The sequence below is a fragment of the Gilliamella sp. Choc4-2 genome (assembly GCF_001690355.1).
Taxonomy (GTDB): domain Bacteria; phylum Pseudomonadota; class Gammaproteobacteria; order Enterobacterales; family Orbaceae; genus Gilliamella; species Gilliamella apicola_A.
Genome location: NZ_LZHG01000008.1, coordinates 43,259 through 62,578, shown reverse-complemented (window position 1 = coordinate 62,578; position 19,320 = coordinate 43,259). Strand labels below are relative to the sequence as shown.

The window sequence follows — 19,320 nt, the reverse complement described above, 5'->3', positions numbered from 1 at the left end:
TTTCAGTTAAATAAAAAGATTCGACACAAATTGATATCTAAAGAAATCTTTGATCGAGAATAGTTTCTTATAATAAAGAAAACTTACCAAATGAATTCTTTACGTTATTTAATAATATAACTAGCAAGTTGTGTATCAAGGCAAATTTGATTGTAAATGGCTGTTTGTGTCAAATTCTCCCTCAAATATTAAATTAGTCGATGAGGTGTTGGATTATCAAACGAAACATTATTCTTAGTATGCGATAGTTCTTTTACTATTATTGTAAGGTGTCAGTGATGCAGTGCAAAATGCATTATATTTTATATGGCAATTTAATACTGCCGGCAATGTTAGGGATTTTTTTGTATTCAATCTGCATGAAGAACATTAGTTAAACTTAGTACAAGAGTTTCCCCCTTTCTTCGTACTAAATATCTACAAGCCAAACCATAAGACAATTTGACATAGGAACGGCTAAAAAATAAATTAAAAGTTTGTTGCTTAGTAGGCTAGTTAAGCTATTAACCCTATCATTTCAGTAAGAACAGATAAAAGATCCTTATCTTGCATCCTTTTAGGCATAGTTATATTATGGATACAGTGCGTTATTATTTAAGGAATTAGTTATGTTAAAATCCATCGATCCAATTAACACTTCATCTTGGAAATCCCTTCAAGTAAGTTACCAAAAGCATCATAATAAAACCATTGCTCAAATTTTAGAAGAAGAGCCAAAACGAATTGAGAAACTCAGTATCCTTTTTGAGGATGAATTTTTGGTTGATCTTTCCAAAAATCGTATCACGCAAGAAACGTTAGAAATACTTTATAAACTTGCTGATGAATGTGATCTAAGTGATGCAATTACAGCCATGTATAGTGGTGAGAAAATTAATCGTACTGAAGATCGTGCTGTTTTGCATGTTGCTTTACGTAATGTATCAAATACACCAATTTATGTTGATGGTAAGAATGTGATGGATGATGTTAACGCTGTCTTAGCTAAGATGGAATCATTCAGTAAAAAAATCATTAATGGTGAATGGAAAGGATACACTGGTAAAGCCATTACTGATGTGGTCAATATTGGTATTGGTGGTTCAGATCTAGGGCCAGTAATGATTACCGAAGCGCTACGACCTTACAAAAACCACTTGAACATGCATTTTGTATCAAATGTAGATGGCACACATATCGTTGAAGCGTTAAAAGGCTTAAATCCTGAAACCACTTTATTTTTGGTTGCATCCAAAACTTTCACCACTCAAGAAACTATGACAAATGCACAAACAGCACGAGCATGGTTACTTGATGCTGCTAAAGATGATAAAGCAGTTGCTTTGCACTTTGTTGCTCTTTCAACTAATGCTAAAGAAGTTGAAAAATTTGGTATTGATACAGCTAATATGTTTGAATTTTGGGATTGGGTTGGTGGACGTTATTCATCTTGGTCGGCAATTGGCTTATCGATTGTTTTATCAATTGGTTTTGATAACTTCAAACAATTTTTAGCCGGTGGTCATGCGATGGATAAGCACTTCCAAAGCGCACCAATTGATAAAAATATCCCAACGTTACTGGCATTAATTGGTATTTGGTACAACAATTTTTGTGGTGCCGAAACCGAAGCTATTTTACCATATGATCAGTATATGCACCGTTTTGCAGCTTATTTCCAACAGGGAAATATGGAGTCAAATGGTAAAAGTATCGATCGCAACGGTAATAAAATACCTTACACAACAGGCCCAATTATTTGGGGCGAACCAGGAACCAATGGTCAACATGCATTTTATCAATTAATTCACCAAGGTACTAAACTCATTCCTTGTGATTTTATTGCACCAGCAATAAGCCATAATCCAGTTGGAGATCATCACCCAAAATTATTATCTAACTTTTTTGCTCAAACTGAAGCTTTAGCTTTTGGTAAAACAAAAGAACAGGTTGAGCAAGAGTTCATAGCTGCAGGAAAAAATCTTGATGAAGTGAAGTCTGTTGTACCATTTAAAGTATTTGAAGGTAATAGACCAACTAATTCAATATTAGTGAAAAAAATTACTCCTTATGCCCTTGGTGCCTTAGTTGCGATGTATGAGCATAAAATTTTTACTCAAGGAGTTATTCTTAATATATTTAGTTTTGATCAATGGGGTGTTGAACTTGGCAAACAACTGGCTGGGCGTATTTTACCCGAATTAGCAGATGATGAACCTGTAAACTCACATGATGTTTCAACTAATAATTTGATTAATCAATATAAAAAATGGCGTTAGTGAATTTTCTTAGTCAGGTAATGTTGATTTTTATATGAAAAAGCCCTTCAGTTGATACTGAAGGGCTTTTAGTTCAATAGATAATTATTTTTTAATGCGCATAACAGGCGTTTTACCTGCTTCAACGGTACCAGTAAGCTTGGTTAACTCCAAAATGCTATCCATATTTGAAATAACAACAGGTGTTAATACTGATTTTGCTCTACTTTCTAATAAAGGTAAATCAAATTCAATAATAGTATCTCCAATTTTAACTTGTTGACCTTCTTCTGCAATACGCGTAAAGCCTTCACCTTTTAATTCTACTGTATCAATTCCGAAGTGGACAAAAAGTTCAATACCTTCATCTGATTCGATTGCAAATGCGTGGTTCGTTTCAAAAATTTTACCTATTTTACCATTTAATGGTGCTACAATTTTATTACCCGTAGGCTTAATTGCAATACCATCACCCACGATTTTTTCAGCAAAAACCACATCAGGTACATCTTCAATTTTGACAATCTCACCACTTAATGGTGCGATTACTTCGATTCTATTTTTATTGTCATCGGATAGGTACTGCTTGATTTTATCGAATAATCCCATCATTGTCTCCTAACAAATTTGCTTTTCAGCAGTATAATTATCTATTAAATCAATAACTTCTTTAGCTGTTGCTTTTTCTAATGCAGTATTGGCTAGTTTTTTAGCTTCTTCAAAGTTAGTATTGCGAATCAATTTCTTAATTTTAGGAATTGAGACTGCACTCATACTAAATTCATCAAGCCCCATGCCAAGTAATAAGATTGTCGCCCTTTCATCCCCTGCAAGCTCGCCACACATACCTGTCCATTTACCCTCTTTATGGGAAGCATCTATAACTTTTTTGATCATTGCTAGTACAGAAGGCGAAAGAGGGTTATATAGGTGAGAAATTAGTTCATTACCACGGTCAACAGCAAGCGTGTATTGTGTTAGATCATTGGTTCCAATACTAAAGAAATCCACTTCTTTAGCTAAATGATGAGCAATTACGGCTGCAGCAGGTGTCTCAATCATTACACCGATTTCGATATTTTTATCAAACGCTTTACCTTCGGCATTTAACTGTTCTTTAAGAATATTAATTTCAGCTTTTAATATGCGAATTTCTTCAACCGAAATAATCATTGGGAACATGATACGTAATTTGCCAAATGCAGAGGCACGTAAAATCGCTTTTAATTGTGCATGAAGCACTTCTTTACGATCCATACAGATACGAATTGCTCGCCAACCTAAGAATGGATTTTCTTCTTTTGGTAAATGCATATACGGTACATCTTTATCACCACCAATATCCATTGTACGTACAATAACTGATAAACCATTAGTTGATTCAGCTACTTCTTTATAAGCTTTAAACTGTTCTTCTTCATCTGGGTAAGCATCACGATCCATAAACAAGAATTCAGTACGGTAAAGACCAATACCCTCATAACCATTGCGTTCAGCACCGGCAATATCACGCACGGTTCCAATGTTTGCACAAATTTCAACTTGGTGTCCATCAAGAGTTACAGCTGGCAAATCTTTTAATTTTGCTAATTCTTCTTTGTCTGAAATAAATTTAACTTGGACTTGTTTTAGCTTTTCTTGTGTGGTGTGATCTGGATTAATATAAATAGCATTATTTATTGCATCCAAAATAATAAAATCACCTTGTTTGATCGCTTGAGTTGCATTAGATGCCCCAACAATTGCTGGAATTTCTAATGAACGGGCCATGATTGATGTGTGTGAGGTACGACCACCAGCATCAGTGATAAAACCTAAAACCATATCTAAATTTAATTGTGCAGTTTCTGACGGTGTAAGATCGGTCGCAACCAAAATACAAGGCTGGCTAATGGCACTTAAATCCACAATCTCAATACCTAAAATATTTTTGAGAAGTCTTTTGCCTATATCACGAATATCAGCTGCGCGCTCTTTTAAATATTCGTCTTCTAAATTTTCAAGCTCTTTTGCTTGAGTTTCAAATACAGATTGTACTGCGGCATCAGCGGTAGAATGCTTGCTTTTAATACGCGAAATAACTTCTAATTCAAGATCCTCATCTTCAAGTAGCATGATATGCCCTTCAAAAATAGCGGCTTTATCTTCGCCTAATGTGGATTTTGCGCGTTCCATGATCGCATTCAATTGCTCGCTTGATTTTTGGCGGGCTTCTTTAAAACGCTCAATTTCAGCATCAATTTTGTTATCAAGAATTTGCCTATTATTAATAACAATAGGTTCTTCTTTTAATAATAGCGCTTTTGCGAAAGCAATACCCGGGGAAACAAGTATACCTGATACCATAACATTTGATCCTTATTCAATTTTAAATCTGTTCTTTATTGCATTTTGGATATTATTCCAACTCTGGAAGTAGTTTAACTAAGTGATTGACTGCTTCTTTTTCATCTTCGCCTTCAGCAGAAATAGTAATGGTTGTGCCTTGTGTCAAACCTAGTGTTTGTAATTTAAATAAGCTTTTGGCGCTAGCGCTTTTATCATTTGATGTGACAGTAATTTCTGCATTAAAGTTTTTAGCTTCTTTTACGAATTGTGCCGCAGGGCGAGTATGGAGACCATTTGGTGCAGTAATGGTTACATCTTGTTTATACATAATTGTTTTACTCCAAAAATATTTTCATTAGCCTGATCAATATAAATAAAAACATCTTGAATGGCTAGTAAGATTTTATAGATATTTTACAATCTGTTAATCTTATTCGTTTTAAAATATAAAGATAGTTTTTTTTTATCAATATTGGTAAATTCGAGTGACTTTGTCACTGCAGTTTTTAAATTCAATTTGTCCATGAATGCCATGTTTGATATTTTCAAAAACAGTTTCTTCGCTGCCATCAAGCTGTGATACTTGAATTTCTTCAGAACAGAAGGTTTCGAAGCGTTGAAGTTCTTGTTCACTATTTCCTAATTTGTAGTGGCTTGGGAGGTCTTGACCGGTTACATACGTTTGTGTTTTATCCTTTACATCAAGGATGATGGTGCCCTTGTTAGGCGAGCAGGTGCCACATGCAGTTAACGATATTGCAAATATCAAAAGAAGTATGGGCGATTTCAAGATAAATCTTACAATATTCAAAATAATTCCTTTATAAAGCTTAGTAACATGTTTATTATTTATAGCCAATTATGAATTATATACTAATAATCAATTAAAGTGCAGGGGGTGCATTTTTGTTGATTTAACAAAATCAAGGTGAAGTTAATGACAGATACCACTAATTATGATGAATTTAATCGACAATTAATCCTATATAAAATAGGTATTACAGCTGCTGAATTACATGGTTTTATCTCAGGTCTTTTAGCTGGCGGAAATCATGATGAAAGTTGGCGACCATTAGTTGAAGACATGTTAAATAATGGACAAAAAATGCCAGAATATTTAGAGCAACAAATTAGTCAGCTTTATAATATAACTAAGCAGCAATTTTTTGATGAGCATTTTGAATTTCAACTATTTCTTAGCAATAAAGAACTTTATTCTCAGATTAATGATTTAGTAGGTTGGGTAAATCATTTTTTACTTGGTATTGGGCTTGTTCAACCTAAAATTAATCACCTTAAAGGCGAAGTTGGTGAAGCAATTTATGATTTACGTCAAATTGTACAATTAGGATATGATGAAAATGAAGATCAGCAAGAGCTTGGTTTCGCATTTGAAGAAATTAAAGAGTATGTTCGTATTACATCCATATTATGTTTTGACGAATTTAATGAGCCCGATATAACGCCAACAATTCATTAAGACTAATCTGTTAAACATTAATTTTAATTGAGGTCATAATGACGATACCAATAGATATCAAATCAGAAATCGTTTCTCGCCGTGAAAAACTTTTTTCACAAATGGAAACTAATAGTGTGGCACTTTTTTTTGCTTCTCCTGAAGTGACACGAAGTAATGATACTTATTATCCTTATCGACAAAATAGTGATTTTTGGTATTTTACATTTTTTTCAGAACCAGAAGCTTTATTTTTGATCATTAAACAAAATGATAACATCCCTAAATGTGTATTGTTTAATCGTAAGAAAGATCCTTTGGCGGAAATATGGACTGGCTATCGTTTAGGTCAGAAAGCTGCTTTTGATACCATTTTGGTAAATGAAGCTTATCTTTTTGATGAAATTGATAAGATATTACCAGATATATTAAATGGTAAAACGAGTATTTATCATGCAGACCAGCAGTATGAATATGCCGATAGGATCGTTAAGCGAGCACTAACAACACTACGGCAAGATGCAAAATTAATAGGACCTAATAAATTAATAGATTGGCGGCCTATTGTGCATGAAATGCGCATGTTCAAATCTGATTTTGAAATAGCAATGTTACGTAAAGCTTGTGAGATTAGTGCTCAAGCTCACGTACGTGCCATGAAAATATGTCAGCCAAAATTATACGAGTATCAATTAGAGGCTGAAATTTTACATGAATTTGCTTGGCATGGTGCTCGATCATCATCTTACAATACTATTGTTGGAGGAGGAAATAATAGTTGTATATTACATTACGAGAACAACGGTGATTCATTAAAAGACGGTGATTTGGTATTGATTGACGCGGGTTGTGAATATCAATATTATGCTGGAGATATTACTCGTACATTTCCGATTAATGGCAAATTTAATCAAGCTCAACGTGCAATTTATGACATTGTTTTAGCATCCCAATATCAAGCTATTAAACTTTTCAAACCAGGTACATCCATTATGGAAGTAAATAATCATGTGATTAGAACAATGGTTACAGGTTTAGTTAACTTAGGGATTATGAAAGGTGATGTAGAATCTTTGATTACTAATAAAGCTTATACTGCATTTTATATGCATGGTTTAGGGCACTGGCTTGGTATGGATGTTCATGATGTTGGTAGTGGAAGAGATCGTATCTTAGAGCCGGGTATGGTATTGACAGTCGAGCCCGGTTTATATATAAGTCAAGGTGCTAAAGCACCAGAGTGTTATAAAGGAATAGGAGTTCGAATTGAAGATAATATTTTAATTACAGAATCAGGAAACGAAGTTTTAACGTTGGGAGTGCCAAAAGATCCAGAAAAAATTGAAAGCTTAATGAGGCGATGATTTTGTGAATTTAATATTGTTTATCTAACATGGTTTAACTTTAACCAATTAATATTTGATTATGGTAAAATCTAGCTATTATCCAGTTGAATTGATTTATCTCGATTAAAAATAATTTTTGTTTTTAAATCTTTTGTAATAATAGGTTGGTATTTCCATGTTTTCATAGCATTAATAACAGAACGATTAAAGATATTGTTTGGTTTTGCTTTAAGAATCCGAATATTTTCAACTCGGCCATTGCTATTAACATCAAACATTACAATTACATATCCTTCTAAACGCAAATCAAGTGCACGACGTGGATATTCAGGCTGATTTCGGATAATAGCTGAAGGTGTCTTCGAATATTGGTGGTTATTACCAATAGAAGGGGCTACAGAAAGGTTTTCTTTAATTTTATTACTAATTATTTCTTGCTTTACTTGAGGCAAAGACTCTTTTTGAGATAATTTCTGTTTTGGATTCGGTTTGGGTTTGGTTTCTTGTTTTATTGTCACTTCTTTTTTTAAAATGTCCACCAATTTTTCAGGTTTTTTTTCTGTAATAGGTTCTAGATTTTTTTCTTTGACGATTTCAGTTTCGATTATTGGTTTTTCAATTAGTTTGTTGTCTATTCTCTCGCTGTCTTTTGCCCCTTTGATTTCAGGTATATTTTCTACTAATAATTGTTTAGGTGCTGTCAGCTGGGATAAGTCGATCATAATGGCCTTAATGGAATTGTCCCCATTATCAATCATAATGTTTTTGGAAAAAAATGCAGAGCTAAATAATAATACTATTAGACATAAATGTAAAAATACAGAAAGCAAAGTAAATAGGTAGCTATTTTTTTGCTTTATTTGAACTGGTAATTGGGGTACTTTATCATTACCGATATCTATATCAAAGTTAATCTTCATCACTAATATCATTTTTAACTTAAGACTTGTATTTTAAATGAAAATGCTTATCATTTGTAGTCTTTTTTAAAAGAAGATAAAGTTAACCTTGTGACATAATAATATTTATCAGATAATATTTAATAATATACCTGTTATTTTTTTAAGCGGTTAGTCTGATGAATAATCCATCAATGAATCAAATATTCGATCTTGTTAAACATGATTTAGTTAAAGTAAATGAGGCAATACAGGCAGAACTAACTTCTGATGTGGCTTTAATTAATCAATTAGGCAATTACATCATTAGTAGTGGTGGTAAACGTATACGTCCTGTTATCGCATTATTAATAGCCAAAGCACTCAACTACCAAGGTGATAAACATATTATTACTGCTGCTTTTATCGAATTTATTCATACCGCCACCTTATTGCATGATGATGTTGTTGATGAATCAGATTTACGCCGAGGCAAATCAACCGCTAATGCACTTTTTGGCAATGCCGCTAGTGTATTAGTTGGCGATTATATTTACACACGCTCTTTTCAAATGATGGTACGTACAGGATCGTTCAAAGTATTGACGATCATGTCGGCTGCAACCAATGTAATAGCTGAAGGCGAAGTACAACAGTTGATTAATTGTAACGATCCAGATATCACAAAAGAACAATATTTAGATGTAATTTATCGAAAAACGGCACGCCTATTTGAAGCAACATCACATTCTGCTGCTGTCCTAGCTGGAGCTAGTGAGGAGCAAGAGCTTGCCCTACAAGAATATGGAAAATATCTAGGTACAGCCTTTCAAATCATTGATGATCTACTCGATTATAGCGCTGATAGCAATCAAAAATTAGGTAAAAATTTAGGGGATGATCTTAACGAAGGCAAACCTACTCTACCGCTTTTACATGCTATGCACCACACAAAAAACGCCCAAGATGCGGCATTAATACGCCAAGCAATAGAGCAAGGTAATGGTCGACAATTATTAGATCGTATTTTAAACATCATGGACGAATGTGGTTCACTAGATTTTACGTTACAAACCGCTCAAAAAGAAGCGCAAAAAGCGTTTGACGTTATCGCAATTTTACCTGATACGCCTTATAAACAAGCGTTACAAGATCTTGCCTTATTGTCAGTAAAAAGGGAAAACTAATTAATCAATATTGCAAATAAATCTGTTGAACAGATATTTTTATACTGAAACACATAAGTTTCCTGAAACTTCTTGTCATCAGTTTTATATACAATAACTTTAATTAAGGTAATTATTTATGTTTAAAAGGACTTTGCCTGTTTTATTAATTTTTATTTCGATGATTTCAGTACAAGGCAGTGCATCAATTGCTAAATATCTGTTTCCTGTATTAGGGCCTGAAGGGATGACGGCTTGGCGATTGTTTTTTTCATCCATTATGTTGATTCTTATATTTAAACCATGGCGTAAAACAATGACAAAACAGGCATTGAAATATGTTTTTTTGTATGGTACTTCAATTGGTGGTATGAATTTAGCGTTTTATAACGCAATTGCACGAGTGCCACTGGGGGTCGCTGTCGCTATTGAACTTACAGGACCCATTATGGTGGCAATGTGCTCATCTCGAAAACTACTTGATTTTATTTGGCTAAGTATTGCTATTATTGGTCTGTCTATGCTTTTACCACTTTATCAAGTTTCAGATAATTTAGATCCTATAGGGATTTTCTTTGCGTTGTTAGCGGGAAGTGGGTGGGCATGTTACATTTTATTTGGACGCAAAGCCTGCACTATTTATGGGACATCAAGTGTAGCAGTTGGATCGGTTATTGCTGCCTGTTTTTTATTTCCTATTGGTATTTGGCAAAGTGGTAGTACAATGTTTTCGTTGGAATTGCTTCCGCTTATTTTTGTTGTTTCGTTATTGGCATCGGCAATCCCTTATGGCTTAGATATGATTGCACTACCAAGGTTACCTGCGCAAACATTTAGTACATTAATGAGCTTGTCTCCTGTCTTTGCAGCGTTTTCTGGGTTAGTGGTTTTGCACGAGCAGTTAACTAGTAATCAATGGTTAGCCATTGCCTTTATTATCATGTCATCCATAGGCACAGTACTTACGATGAGCTATCCAGTAAAGATTAAACCGATTAAATCAAATAGTGAAACGAAGCAAAAAAATTAACCGATTAAAAGCAATATCGCACTGTTTATCAGTGCGATATTGTTTGGAAAGTTGATATGAAGCTTGTGATAGTTATATTACCCCTATTGAAGATTTGAATTTATGACACTTTAACGAGGAGGCAATCCCATACTTCCACCCATTAATCCTTTCATTTGGCGCATCATCTTCATCATGCCACCACCTTTCATTTTTTTCATCATCTTTTGCATATCTTCAAACTGTTTTAATAGCTTGTTAACATCTTGAACTTGAGTTCCCGAACCGTTGGCAATACGGCGTTTACGAGAACCTTTAATGATTTCAGGATTAGCACGCTCTTTTAATGTCATCGAACCAATGATTGCTTCCATTTTTATGGTAATTTTATCATCCATTTGTGCTTTAATATGATCTGGAAGTTGGCCAACACCGGGTAATTTAGCTAGCAAAGCCCCCATTCCTCCCATATTACGCATCTGCTTGAGTTGGTCTTGAAAGTCATTAAAATCGAACTTATCGCCTTTTTTTAATTTTTTAGCAATTTTCTCGGCTTTTTCGCGATCAACGTTACTTTGTAATTCTTCAATTAAAGATAGTACATCGCCCATACCTAAAATACGTGAAGCAATGCGATCAGGATAAAACGGCTCTAAAGCATCGGTTTTTTCTCCCATTCCAAGGAATTTAATTGGTTTACCGGTAATATGACGAATTGATAACGCAGCTCCACCACGTGCATCGCCATCGACTTTAGTTAAAATTACCCCAGTAAGAGGTAATGCATCATTAAACGCTTTAGCTGTATTGGCAGCATCTTGTCCTGTCATCGCATCAACCACAAATAATGTTTCGATTGGATTAATGGCTTGATGAAGAGCTTTGATCTCATTCATCATGTCGCTATCGACATGCAAACGACCTGCGGTATCAACAATAAGCACATCAAAGAATTGCAATTTTGCATGAGAAATAGCTTTATTTACGATACTGATCGGTTTTTCAGTAACATCAGATGGAAAGAACTCAACATCAATTGCTTTAGCCAAAGTTTCTAACTGTTTAATTGCAGCGGGTCGATAAACATCGGCAGACACCACTAGAACTTTCTTTTTCTGTTTTTCTTTGAGGAATTTAGCCAGTTTAGCAACGCTAGTTGTTTTACCAGCACCTTGTAACCCAGCCATTAACATAACAGCAGGTGGTTGGGTTGCCAAATTGAGCGAACTGTTGACTTCACCCATTGCGCTAGTGAGTTCATTTTGAACTATTTTGATAAATTCTTGCCCTGGAGTTAGACTCTTGCTGACGTCTAATCCAACGGCTTTTTCTTTAACTTGATTAATAAATTGACGAACCACTGGCAGGGCAACATCAGCTTCGAGCAATGCCATACGAACATCGCGCAACGCATCTTTAATATTGTCTTCAGATAGTCGTCCACGACCACTAATATTGCGAAATGTCTGTGATAAACGGTTGGTTAAATTCTCGAACATATTAACTCTCGTAAAAAATAAAAAATTTTGGTTATCATAGCAGAAAATTATCGGAAGTCCCATGATCATAATTTTGTTCTACCTTGACACTAAATTATGATCCTGTTCAAATGGTTACAAGATAATTATTAATAAATTTTACCTATTTTATTTTCTAAAGCTAGCGTAAAGCAATAAAAGGAGGAATTGATATGATAAACATCATTAATACTGATAAAGCACCTGCAGCTATTGGTCCTTATGTACAGGCTATAAATTTAGGGAATATGTTATTTGTTTCAGGACAAATACCTTTAGATCCGATTACCGGTGAAATGCCAAGTTGTGTGAAAGAACAAGCAAAACAAAGTTTAGCAAATGTTAAAGCGATTATTACCACTGCTGGTTATCAAGTGAATAATATTGTCAAAGCAACTATTTTTCTAGCCGATATGAATGATTTTACTTCGGTAAATGCGGTATACGAAGCCTTTTTTATTGAAAATAATGCGCCTTTCCCTGCTCGTTCTTGCGTACAAGTTGCTCGAATTCCTAAAGATGCTAAAGTTGAAATAGAAGTGATTGCTGCTAAATAAATTTATTTACCTAATTAGCACCAAAAGGTGCTAATTTTTGTCAAAAAGTTTCAGAAAAACCCTATGTTTTAGTATAAAGAAGCGAGTTAAAACACGTTACATTTTTAGTTATCCTATCTATTACTTTTTATTATCAAAAATATAGCCATTTTCTTAACCAAAAATGAAATTAATTATTTATTGTTAAGCTGTTATTTAATGATTGATTGCCAATAAAGTTGGTGCAATAATCTACAATTATTTATCATTATTTTTGTTTTAACTGGATTGTGAATATGTTTGAAAAAGTAGAACCGTACGCAGGGGACCCGATTTTATCGTTAGTTTCTGAATTTATTAATGATAATCGCATTAATAAGACTAATTTAAGCATTGGTTATTATTATAATGAAAACAACGTAGTTCCTCAATTAGAATGCATAAAAATAGCTCGCGATTATATTTATCATCACAATCAAGAAGCACAGCTTTATTTGCCTATGAGTGGATTACCATCCTATTGCCAAGCTATTGGCTCTTTGTTATTTGGCGAACAACACCCAGCTTATAAAGATAAACGTATCGCAACAATACAAACACTAGGCGGATCGGGGGCTCTTAAAATAGGTGCTGATTTTTTATTTCGCTATTTCCCAAACTCACAAGTATGGGTCAGCGATCCAACTTGGGAAAATCACATCGCTATTTTTAATGGTGCAGGTTTTAAAGTAAACAAATATCCTTACTTTGATGAACAAACGTGTGGCGTAAAATTTGAAGCAATGCTTGAAACATTAAGTCAATTACCTACTAAAAGCATTGTCTTACTACATCCTTGTTGCCATAACCCAACTGGCGCCGATCTAACCCAATCACAGTGGGATAAAGTGATAACAATTTTACAAGAACGAGATCTTATTCCATTTATGGATATTGCTTATCAAGGTTTTGGCAAAGGTATTGAAGAAGACGCTTATGCGATTCGAAAAATGGCAAATGCAGGATTGTGTGGATTTGTCAGTAACTCATTTTCAAAAACATTTTCACTTTATGGTGAACGAGTTGGAGGTTTATCAGTTTTATGTGATAACAGCAAAGCCGCACGCTGTGTATTAGGGCAGCTGCAAGCACTAGTTCGCCAAAATTATTCTACCCCAGCGGCATATGGTGTACAGTTAGTAAGTTATGTTTTAAATAATCCAGGAGTTAAAGCGAAATGGTTAAAAGAAGTCGACTCCATGAGAACTCGCATTGTAACCATGCGATCAACTCTGGTGGAATTATTAAAACAAGCAGCACCTGATTGTCATTTTGATTATTTAGTAAAACAGCAGGGCATGTTCAGTTATACCGGTTTTAGTAAAGAGCAAGTTACACAATTGAAAGATAATTTTGCTATTTATTTGGTGGATAGCGGAAGAATGTGTGTAGCAGGTTTAAATCACCATAATATCGAGCGTGTGGCAGAAGCATTTGCTGCATTAAAATAATCATATTAATAAAGGAGTGTATTTTATGTTCCATAAAATGTTAATGTTAATATTAGGGATAGCAATGACGACTCTTGTTGTTGGATGTAATACAGTAAAAGGTGTTGGCGAAGATGTCGAATCGGGTGGAAAAGCCATTTCACATACAGCCGAAAAAGTGAGCGACAAAATGTAACTAACGTTATAGATTATTTACAAATATTTTAACGTCTTAAATATATTTAGTTAAATGTTACGTATTTTATTTATAGTTACATTATTTTTACTTGTTGGGTGCAGCTTATTAAATTTTCGAACTGCACCTTTAACTATAGAAAATTGACAATATTCAAATCTATCAGGTATTGAATTTTTATTAAATCCACTACCTTCATACAAGTCAAGTTATCATCATGTTTATATTACCCAAAGTCAAGAAGGCAAACATTTTCCTAGTAGTTATACTGGAATAAAAGGAAAATTAACCGATTAAATTCTTGTTTGTAATTACCTCAAATAGGAATTTTTGCGCACACCAAATTTATTCGAAAGAGCCTCTTTATATGATGATCTTTACACCATCAAAGTACAAAAAGAAGCACGTGATCGAAAAGGACAATTTGTAGTAAAGCAAGCCGTGTTACAAAATTGCCAAATTGTTTATATCACTATTGATTCTTTAGCTAAAGACAGAGATAATCCTTTGCTAATTGAATCTAACTATTTAACAATTATTAGATATGCACAAAAATGACCAAAGGAAAGGAGCTGAAAGGATTAGGCGGTTGGCTAATTTTAGTCGGTATTGGTTTAATTATGAGTTTTATTGGTTTTGCTTATACTCTTTTTTGTACACTAGGTATGATTATATTTAGTGGCATATGACCACTATTAACGGATCCTGAATCTGAAAATTACATCGCTAATTTTAGTTGGTTTTTTTATTAGAAATAGGAATAACTAGTTTAATTTTTCTTTTAAATGGCTATATCATATATTTGTTTTTTACTAAAAATTATAAGTTTCCTATTTTTTTATTGTATTTAGACTTGGTTATGCCGTTTTAATGCCATTAAGTATATATTTAAGCTTTTTAATATTACAATCTAATTTCAATTTTTATGATATAAAAAATACTGTTAGAGTAATTATTTATGCCTGTATTTTTATAACTTATATATTAAAGTCAGAACGAGTCAAAATTACATTTGTTAATGGTCGCCGTAGTGAAATTACTCATAGCGACATAATTAGTTAATTTATTTTAAGGAAATAAAATGACACCAAATTTAGACAATTTAGTGAATGGAAAAGTAACAAAAGCGGTTATCCCTGTTGCCGGTTTGGGTACTCGCATGTTACCAGCAACTAAAGCCATTCCCAAAGAGATGCTCCCCGTTGTTGACAAGCCACTTATTCAATATGTAGTTAAAGAATGTATTGCTGCAGGTATAACTGAAATTATATTTGTTACGCACTCATCAAAAAACTCAATTGAAAACCACTTCGATACCAGTTTTGAATTAGAAGCCATGTTAGAAGCGCGTGTTAAACGCCAATTATTGCAAGAAGTACAAGGCATTTTACCTAAAAATGTCACTATAACTAGCGTCCGCCAAGGTTTGGCTAAAGGGCTTGGTCATGCGGTATTATGTGCTTATCCTTTAGTTGGTGATGAACCATTTGCTGTTGTTTTACCGGATGTGATTATTGATGAATACGAAAGTAACCTAGCCAGCGATAATTTAGCCGCAATGATCAAAAATTATCATGAAACCAAACACAGCCAAATCATGGTAGAGCCAGTACCAAAAGAATTAGTTTCTTCTTATGGTATTGTTGACTGTCGTGGTGAAGTGTTATCTGCTGGCAATGTTGCACAAATGTATAGCGTTGTTGAAAAACCATCGGTTGACGAAGCACCATCAAATCAATCTGTAGTTGGGCGCTATGTTTTATCAGAAAAAATTTGGCCTTTACTTGCTAAAACGCCATTAGGAGCAGGTGGTGAAATTCAATTAACTGATGCCATTGCAATGCTACTTGAAGAAGATTCCGTTGATGCTTATTGCATAAAAGGCCGTAGCCATGACTGTGGTAATAAGTTGGGTTATGTACAAACTTTTGTTCAATATGCAATGCGCCATAAAATACTTGGTAAGGATGTGACAGCTTGGTTAAAAAATATTTAATGTTTTGAAATTTATGTTTAATTATAAAAGAGGACGCATGATAGCGCCCTTTTTTATATAATTTTTTAAGTTTTGGTATTTCCATTATCCAAAGTTATATTAGGATCGTTATAAATGTTCATATCCATTAATCCTATCTCCCGATCGGTAGCAATGGCTGCAGCCATGGTACCTGAAACATTGGCCAAAGTCCGAGCCATATCAATAATTGGATCAATAGCTAAAACCATACCAATTAATGGGAAGTATTCTGCCATGCCCATACCTGACAAAACAACGGTTGCCGCAACCGTTGCTGTGCCGGGAATACCTGCGATGCCAATTGAACCAATAACCACGACAATGACAAGCATAATATAAAATTGGATATTAGTATCAATGCCAACCATATGAGCTACCATAACTGCAAGTAAAGCTGGGAAGAAACCAGCACATCCATTCATTCCTATGGTACTACCTAGTGAGCCAACTAAATTTGCTGTACCTGTATTAACACCCATTCGCACGGTTAAGGTTGAGATAGTCATTGGTAATGAACCGACAGATGAGCGACTTGTAAAGGCTAATAACCATGTTCCTAGCGCTTTTTTTATAAACATGGTTGGTGAAATACCATGAATCACAACAATGGCAACATGTACAATCAACATAATCAATGTGGCGACGTAAATTGCAGCAACAAAACTTGAAACCTGAATAATTGCGGGTATTCCGTTAGAAATAATGGTGCGAGCGAGTAAAGCAATTACTGCATAGGGCATGTATTTTATGACTGTCATCGCAATCGACATGATGATCTTATAAATTGCTTCGATAAACGTTTTAAATAAGGCAATCGGTTGTGAGTTTTTCTTTTCCATTCTGTTGGCAGCAATCCCCATTAAGGCTGAGAAGATGACCAATCCAACAATATTTTCGTTTACCATTGATGCAATAATATTGCTTGGAATTAGATTTATAAAGGTATCAATAATATTAGTGTATTGTTTTGCCTGAGCTTGATTTACAGAACTTGGGCTTATTTCACCTAATGTAAATAGATTAGCTAATAAAATACCAACAATACAAGCAATTGCTGTTGTAAAAAGTAACCAAAAAATTCCTCTGAATGCGATTTGGGGTAGATTTTTTTTACCCGAGAAATCGATAATTACTTTAACAATGGATACAAATATGAGTGGTATTACTAACATTCGGATAAAAGCGATAAATGCTCGACCAAATAGTCCATACCAAGTTGCAGTTTCTTGCATCCAGATTGTTGATGAGTCAGGAAATTCTGCTATGGCTTGAATGCCTAAACCAAGCACAGCACCAAGTATTAACCCAACTAACATACGTATTGAAAAATTAACTTTTCTCTTTTGTAATGGTCTCATTACTGCAAAAAAACAGATGAGCAATAGCCCAATACCAATTAGTGTTTGATAATGAGTAATAGATAAGAACTTTTCAAAAAAGATTCCTTGAAAAATGGCATCTGGCATATTTAACCCTCACCCCTTAGTAATAAATTTAATTATCTAGTAAAATGTTTATTGATAGATTTATTAATATCTATCTTAATCAGTTAAATCATGTAATGAATGTTATTTCACGTTATCTACCTATTTGCATTATCCAAAATATATTTAAGTAATATGAGTGTGTCTTTATATTGCTCATAATACCTTTATCTATTTTGCGATTGAGCCTGCAATATTTAAAATATCCCACGGTCTGGAAAATGGTGGTGCATAAAGAAAATCTATCATGGCTAATTCATCAATTTTCAAATTCGTCCATATTGCGGTTGCAAGAGTGTTGAGCCTTAATGCCGCACCTTGCCCTCCAGCTATTTGGCCACCTAAAATCACTCGAGTGTCGGCATGATAGATAAGTTTTGCTGTTACACTTGTTTGACCGGCAACATAGTTGCTGTGATTTTTATCTTTAACTATGACTGTTTTATAAGGAATTCCAGCTTTTTCGGCTTCGCTTTCAGTTAAACCTGTTCGTCCTGCTTCAATATCAAAGACTTTTAAGGCTGAGGTGCCAATAGTGCCGGGATATTCACAATTTCCGCCACCTAAATTTTCGCCTACAATTTTGCCTAGTTTGTTTGCCCCTGTAGCGAGTGGAATATATACCATTGAATGACTAACTCTATGGTGAAGGGCAACACAATCTCCAGCAGCATAAATATCTGCCATATTAGTTTGTCCAAAGCTGTTGGTGATTATGGCACCATTTGCAAGTGTCTTGATACCAAGGTTTTTATAGATATCATTTTTTGGCTTAACACCGGTTGCAATAATAACAACATCAGCAGGGTATCGTGATTTATCAGTAATTACATGTGTGACATTGTGCGATCCTTCAAAGCCAAGTACTCGCTCTTGCAAATGTAGATCACAATGTTGTTTAATATTTTCTTCAATTAGTTCAGTAATTTGTCTATCAAATGCATCGATAAGAATTCTGTCATCCAATTGAATCAATTTGACGTTTTTTTGTAAAGCAACAAGCGATTCAGCTATTTCAAGCCCAATATATCCAGCACCTATAACAATCAAATTTTTGATATTTGAGTTGGATAATGTCTGTTTGATAGCTAACCCATCATGCAGGTTGCGTAATGTGAAGATATTTTTTAGTTGACTATTTTTAAAAGGGGGAATAATGGGACTTGCACCAACTGCAAGTAGTAACTTGTCATAGCTATCATCAAAGCAATTGCCAGTATTGAGATCTTTAACAGTTAATTTTTTTTGATTAGTATCAATAGCAATGACTTCATGTAAAGTTTTTATTTCAATACCATCTTTTTGAAATTGCTCGGGCGTTCGGGATATCATTTCGTTGGCGTCAGTAAAATGGTTACCAATAAAATAAGGTAAACCGCAAGCACCAAACGAAACAATATCTGATTTTTCATAAATACGGATGGTTGCCTCAGGGTTCATTCTTTTAGCCTTTGCCGCAGCACTTGCGCCTGCGGCTTGAGCGCCAATGATGATTATTTTCACTTAATTTTCTCCTCAGTGCTCAGATACTGAATTATAAAATAATACCTTATCATACGCCATAGATTACCTTGGTGATAGATAGTTAGCATTAATATTCGTTAATTTAAAATTTTATTCGTTTGAAAATCAACAATTACTTGTTAGTGTAATTTTTTTAGTCGTATTATTTTTGTTA

The 19,320-nt window shown here is 34.2% G+C and carries 20 protein-coding genes; 12 read left to right on the top strand and 8 right to left on the bottom strand.

The features are described 5' to 3' along the window. Positions 1-608 precede the first annotated feature (608 nt). The gene (gene pgi, locus A9G34_RS01660) at positions 609-2,258 is read left to right on the top strand and encodes a glucose-6-phosphate isomerase (RefSeq protein WP_065568683.1); all 1,650 of its coding nucleotides are present in this window, start codon (positions 609-611) and stop codon (positions 2,256-2,258) included. An 84-nt stretch (positions 2,259-2,342) separates the two neighbouring features. On the opposite strand, the gene crr is transcribed toward pgi, so the two are convergent. From crr to A9G34_RS01640, 4 genes are all read right to left on the bottom strand, one after another. Beyond that, positions 2,343-2,846: a PTS glucose transporter subunit IIA gene (gene crr / locus A9G34_RS01655; RefSeq protein ID WP_034948309.1), complete on the bottom strand. Its 504-nt coding sequence runs from the start codon at positions 2,844-2,846 to the stop codon at positions 2,343-2,345. Between the two features lie 9 nt (positions 2,847-2,855). Next, positions 2,856-4,583: a phosphoenolpyruvate-protein phosphotransferase PtsI gene (gene ptsI, locus A9G34_RS01650; protein WP_034948306.1), complete on the bottom strand. Its 1,728-nt coding sequence runs from the start codon at positions 4,581-4,583 to the stop codon at positions 2,856-2,858. 52 nt (positions 4,584-4,635) lie between these two features. Further along, positions 4,636-4,893, bottom strand: coding sequence for a phosphocarrier protein Hpr (gene ptsH, locus A9G34_RS01645; RefSeq protein WP_034948302.1), 258 nt, complete (start codon positions 4,891-4,893; stop codon positions 4,636-4,638). A 138-nt stretch (positions 4,894-5,031) separates the two neighbouring features. Then, entirely contained in the window at positions 5,032-5,376 is a 345-nt protein-coding gene (locus A9G34_RS01640) for a hypothetical protein (RefSeq protein WP_034948299.1), read from the bottom strand. A gap of 126 nt (positions 5,377-5,502) precedes the next feature. Between A9G34_RS01640 and A9G34_RS01635 the strand changes: the two genes are divergently transcribed. Next, entirely contained in the window at positions 5,503-6,045 is a 543-nt protein-coding gene (locus A9G34_RS01635) for a UPF0149 family protein (RefSeq protein ID WP_065568682.1), read from the top strand. A 38-nt stretch (positions 6,046-6,083) separates the two neighbouring features. Beyond that, a complete protein-coding gene (gene pepP / locus A9G34_RS01630; protein ID WP_065568681.1) occupies positions 6,084-7,388 on the top strand; it encodes a Xaa-Pro aminopeptidase in 1,305 nt (434 codons plus the stop codon). Positions 7,389-7,459: 71 nt separating this feature from the next. On the opposite strand, the gene A9G34_RS01625 is transcribed toward pepP, so the two are convergent. After that, positions 7,460-8,290, bottom strand: a complete 831-nt coding sequence (locus A9G34_RS01625) for a TonB family protein (RefSeq protein WP_065568680.1) — start codon at positions 8,288-8,290, stop codon at positions 7,460-7,462. A 158-nt stretch (positions 8,291-8,448) separates the two neighbouring features. Here A9G34_RS01625 and ispB point away from each other — a divergent pair, with 158 nt between their 5' ends. Continuing rightward, positions 8,449-9,435, top strand: a complete 987-nt coding sequence (ispB, locus tag A9G34_RS01620) for an octaprenyl diphosphate synthase (RefSeq protein WP_065568679.1) — start codon at positions 8,449-8,451, stop codon at positions 9,433-9,435. A 118-nt stretch (positions 9,436-9,553) separates the two neighbouring features. After that, the gene (locus A9G34_RS01615; protein ID WP_065568678.1) at positions 9,554-10,444 is read left to right on the top strand and encodes an EamA family transporter; all 891 of its coding nucleotides are present in this window, start codon (positions 9,554-9,556) and stop codon (positions 10,442-10,444) included. A gap of 110 nt (positions 10,445-10,554) precedes the next feature. Here A9G34_RS01615 and ffh read toward each other — a convergent pair whose 3' ends face one another. After that, entirely contained in the window at positions 10,555-11,922 is a 1,368-nt protein-coding gene (ffh, locus tag A9G34_RS01610; RefSeq protein ID WP_065568707.1) for a signal recognition particle protein, read from the bottom strand. A 191-nt stretch (positions 11,923-12,113) separates the two neighbouring features. Between ffh and A9G34_RS01605 the strand changes: the two genes are divergently transcribed. From A9G34_RS01605 to galU, 7 genes are all read left to right on the top strand, one after another. After that, positions 12,114-12,497, top strand: coding sequence for a RidA family protein (locus tag A9G34_RS01605; RefSeq protein WP_034948279.1), 384 nt, complete (start codon positions 12,114-12,116; stop codon positions 12,495-12,497). Positions 12,498-12,772: 275 nt separating this feature from the next. Next, complete coding sequence (locus tag A9G34_RS01600; RefSeq protein ID WP_065568677.1) at positions 12,773-13,966, top strand: amino acid aminotransferase; 1,194 nt, start codon at positions 12,773-12,775, stop codon at positions 13,964-13,966. Between the two features lie 43 nt (positions 13,967-14,009). Further along, on the top strand, positions 14,010-14,141 hold the full coding sequence (locus tag A9G34_RS01595) for an entericidin A/B family lipoprotein (RefSeq protein ID WP_442902656.1): 132 nt from the start codon (positions 14,010-14,012) through the stop codon (positions 14,139-14,141). Positions 14,142-14,471: 330 nt separating this feature from the next. Further along, positions 14,472-14,699, top strand: a complete 228-nt coding sequence (locus A9G34_RS01590; RefSeq protein ID WP_034948274.1) for a hypothetical protein — start codon at positions 14,472-14,474, stop codon at positions 14,697-14,699. Continuing rightward, the gene (locus tag A9G34_RS10940; RefSeq protein ID WP_255305674.1) at positions 14,696-14,830 is read left to right on the top strand and encodes a hypothetical protein; all 135 of its coding nucleotides are present in this window, start codon (positions 14,696-14,698) and stop codon (positions 14,828-14,830) included. The genes A9G34_RS01590 and A9G34_RS10940 overlap by 4 nt, the downstream gene beginning before the upstream one ends. Before the next feature lie 151 nt (positions 14,831-14,981). Next, positions 14,982-15,203, top strand: coding sequence for a DUF2569 family protein (locus A9G34_RS11030; RefSeq protein ID WP_442902676.1), 222 nt, complete (start codon positions 14,982-14,984; stop codon positions 15,201-15,203). 19 nt (positions 15,204-15,222) lie between these two features. Then, entirely contained in the window at positions 15,223-16,137 is a 915-nt protein-coding gene (galU, locus tag A9G34_RS01585; protein WP_034948266.1) for a UTP--glucose-1-phosphate uridylyltransferase GalU, read from the top strand. A gap of 65 nt (positions 16,138-16,202) precedes the next feature. On the opposite strand, the gene A9G34_RS01580 is transcribed toward galU, so the two are convergent. Both A9G34_RS01580 and A9G34_RS01575 read right to left on the bottom strand, forming a co-directional pair. Next, positions 16,203-17,624 carry a cation:dicarboxylate symporter family transporter gene (locus tag A9G34_RS01580; protein ID WP_051825450.1) on the bottom strand — a complete coding sequence of 474 codons (1,422 nt, stop codon included), beginning with the start codon at positions 17,622-17,624 and terminating at the stop codon, positions 16,203-16,205. Between the two features lie 189 nt (positions 17,625-17,813). Next, positions 17,814-19,145 carry a CoA-disulfide reductase gene (locus A9G34_RS01575; protein ID WP_034948263.1) on the bottom strand — a complete coding sequence of 444 codons (1,332 nt, stop codon included), beginning with the start codon at positions 19,143-19,145 and terminating at the stop codon, positions 17,814-17,816. Positions 19,146-19,320 lie beyond the last annotated feature (175 nt).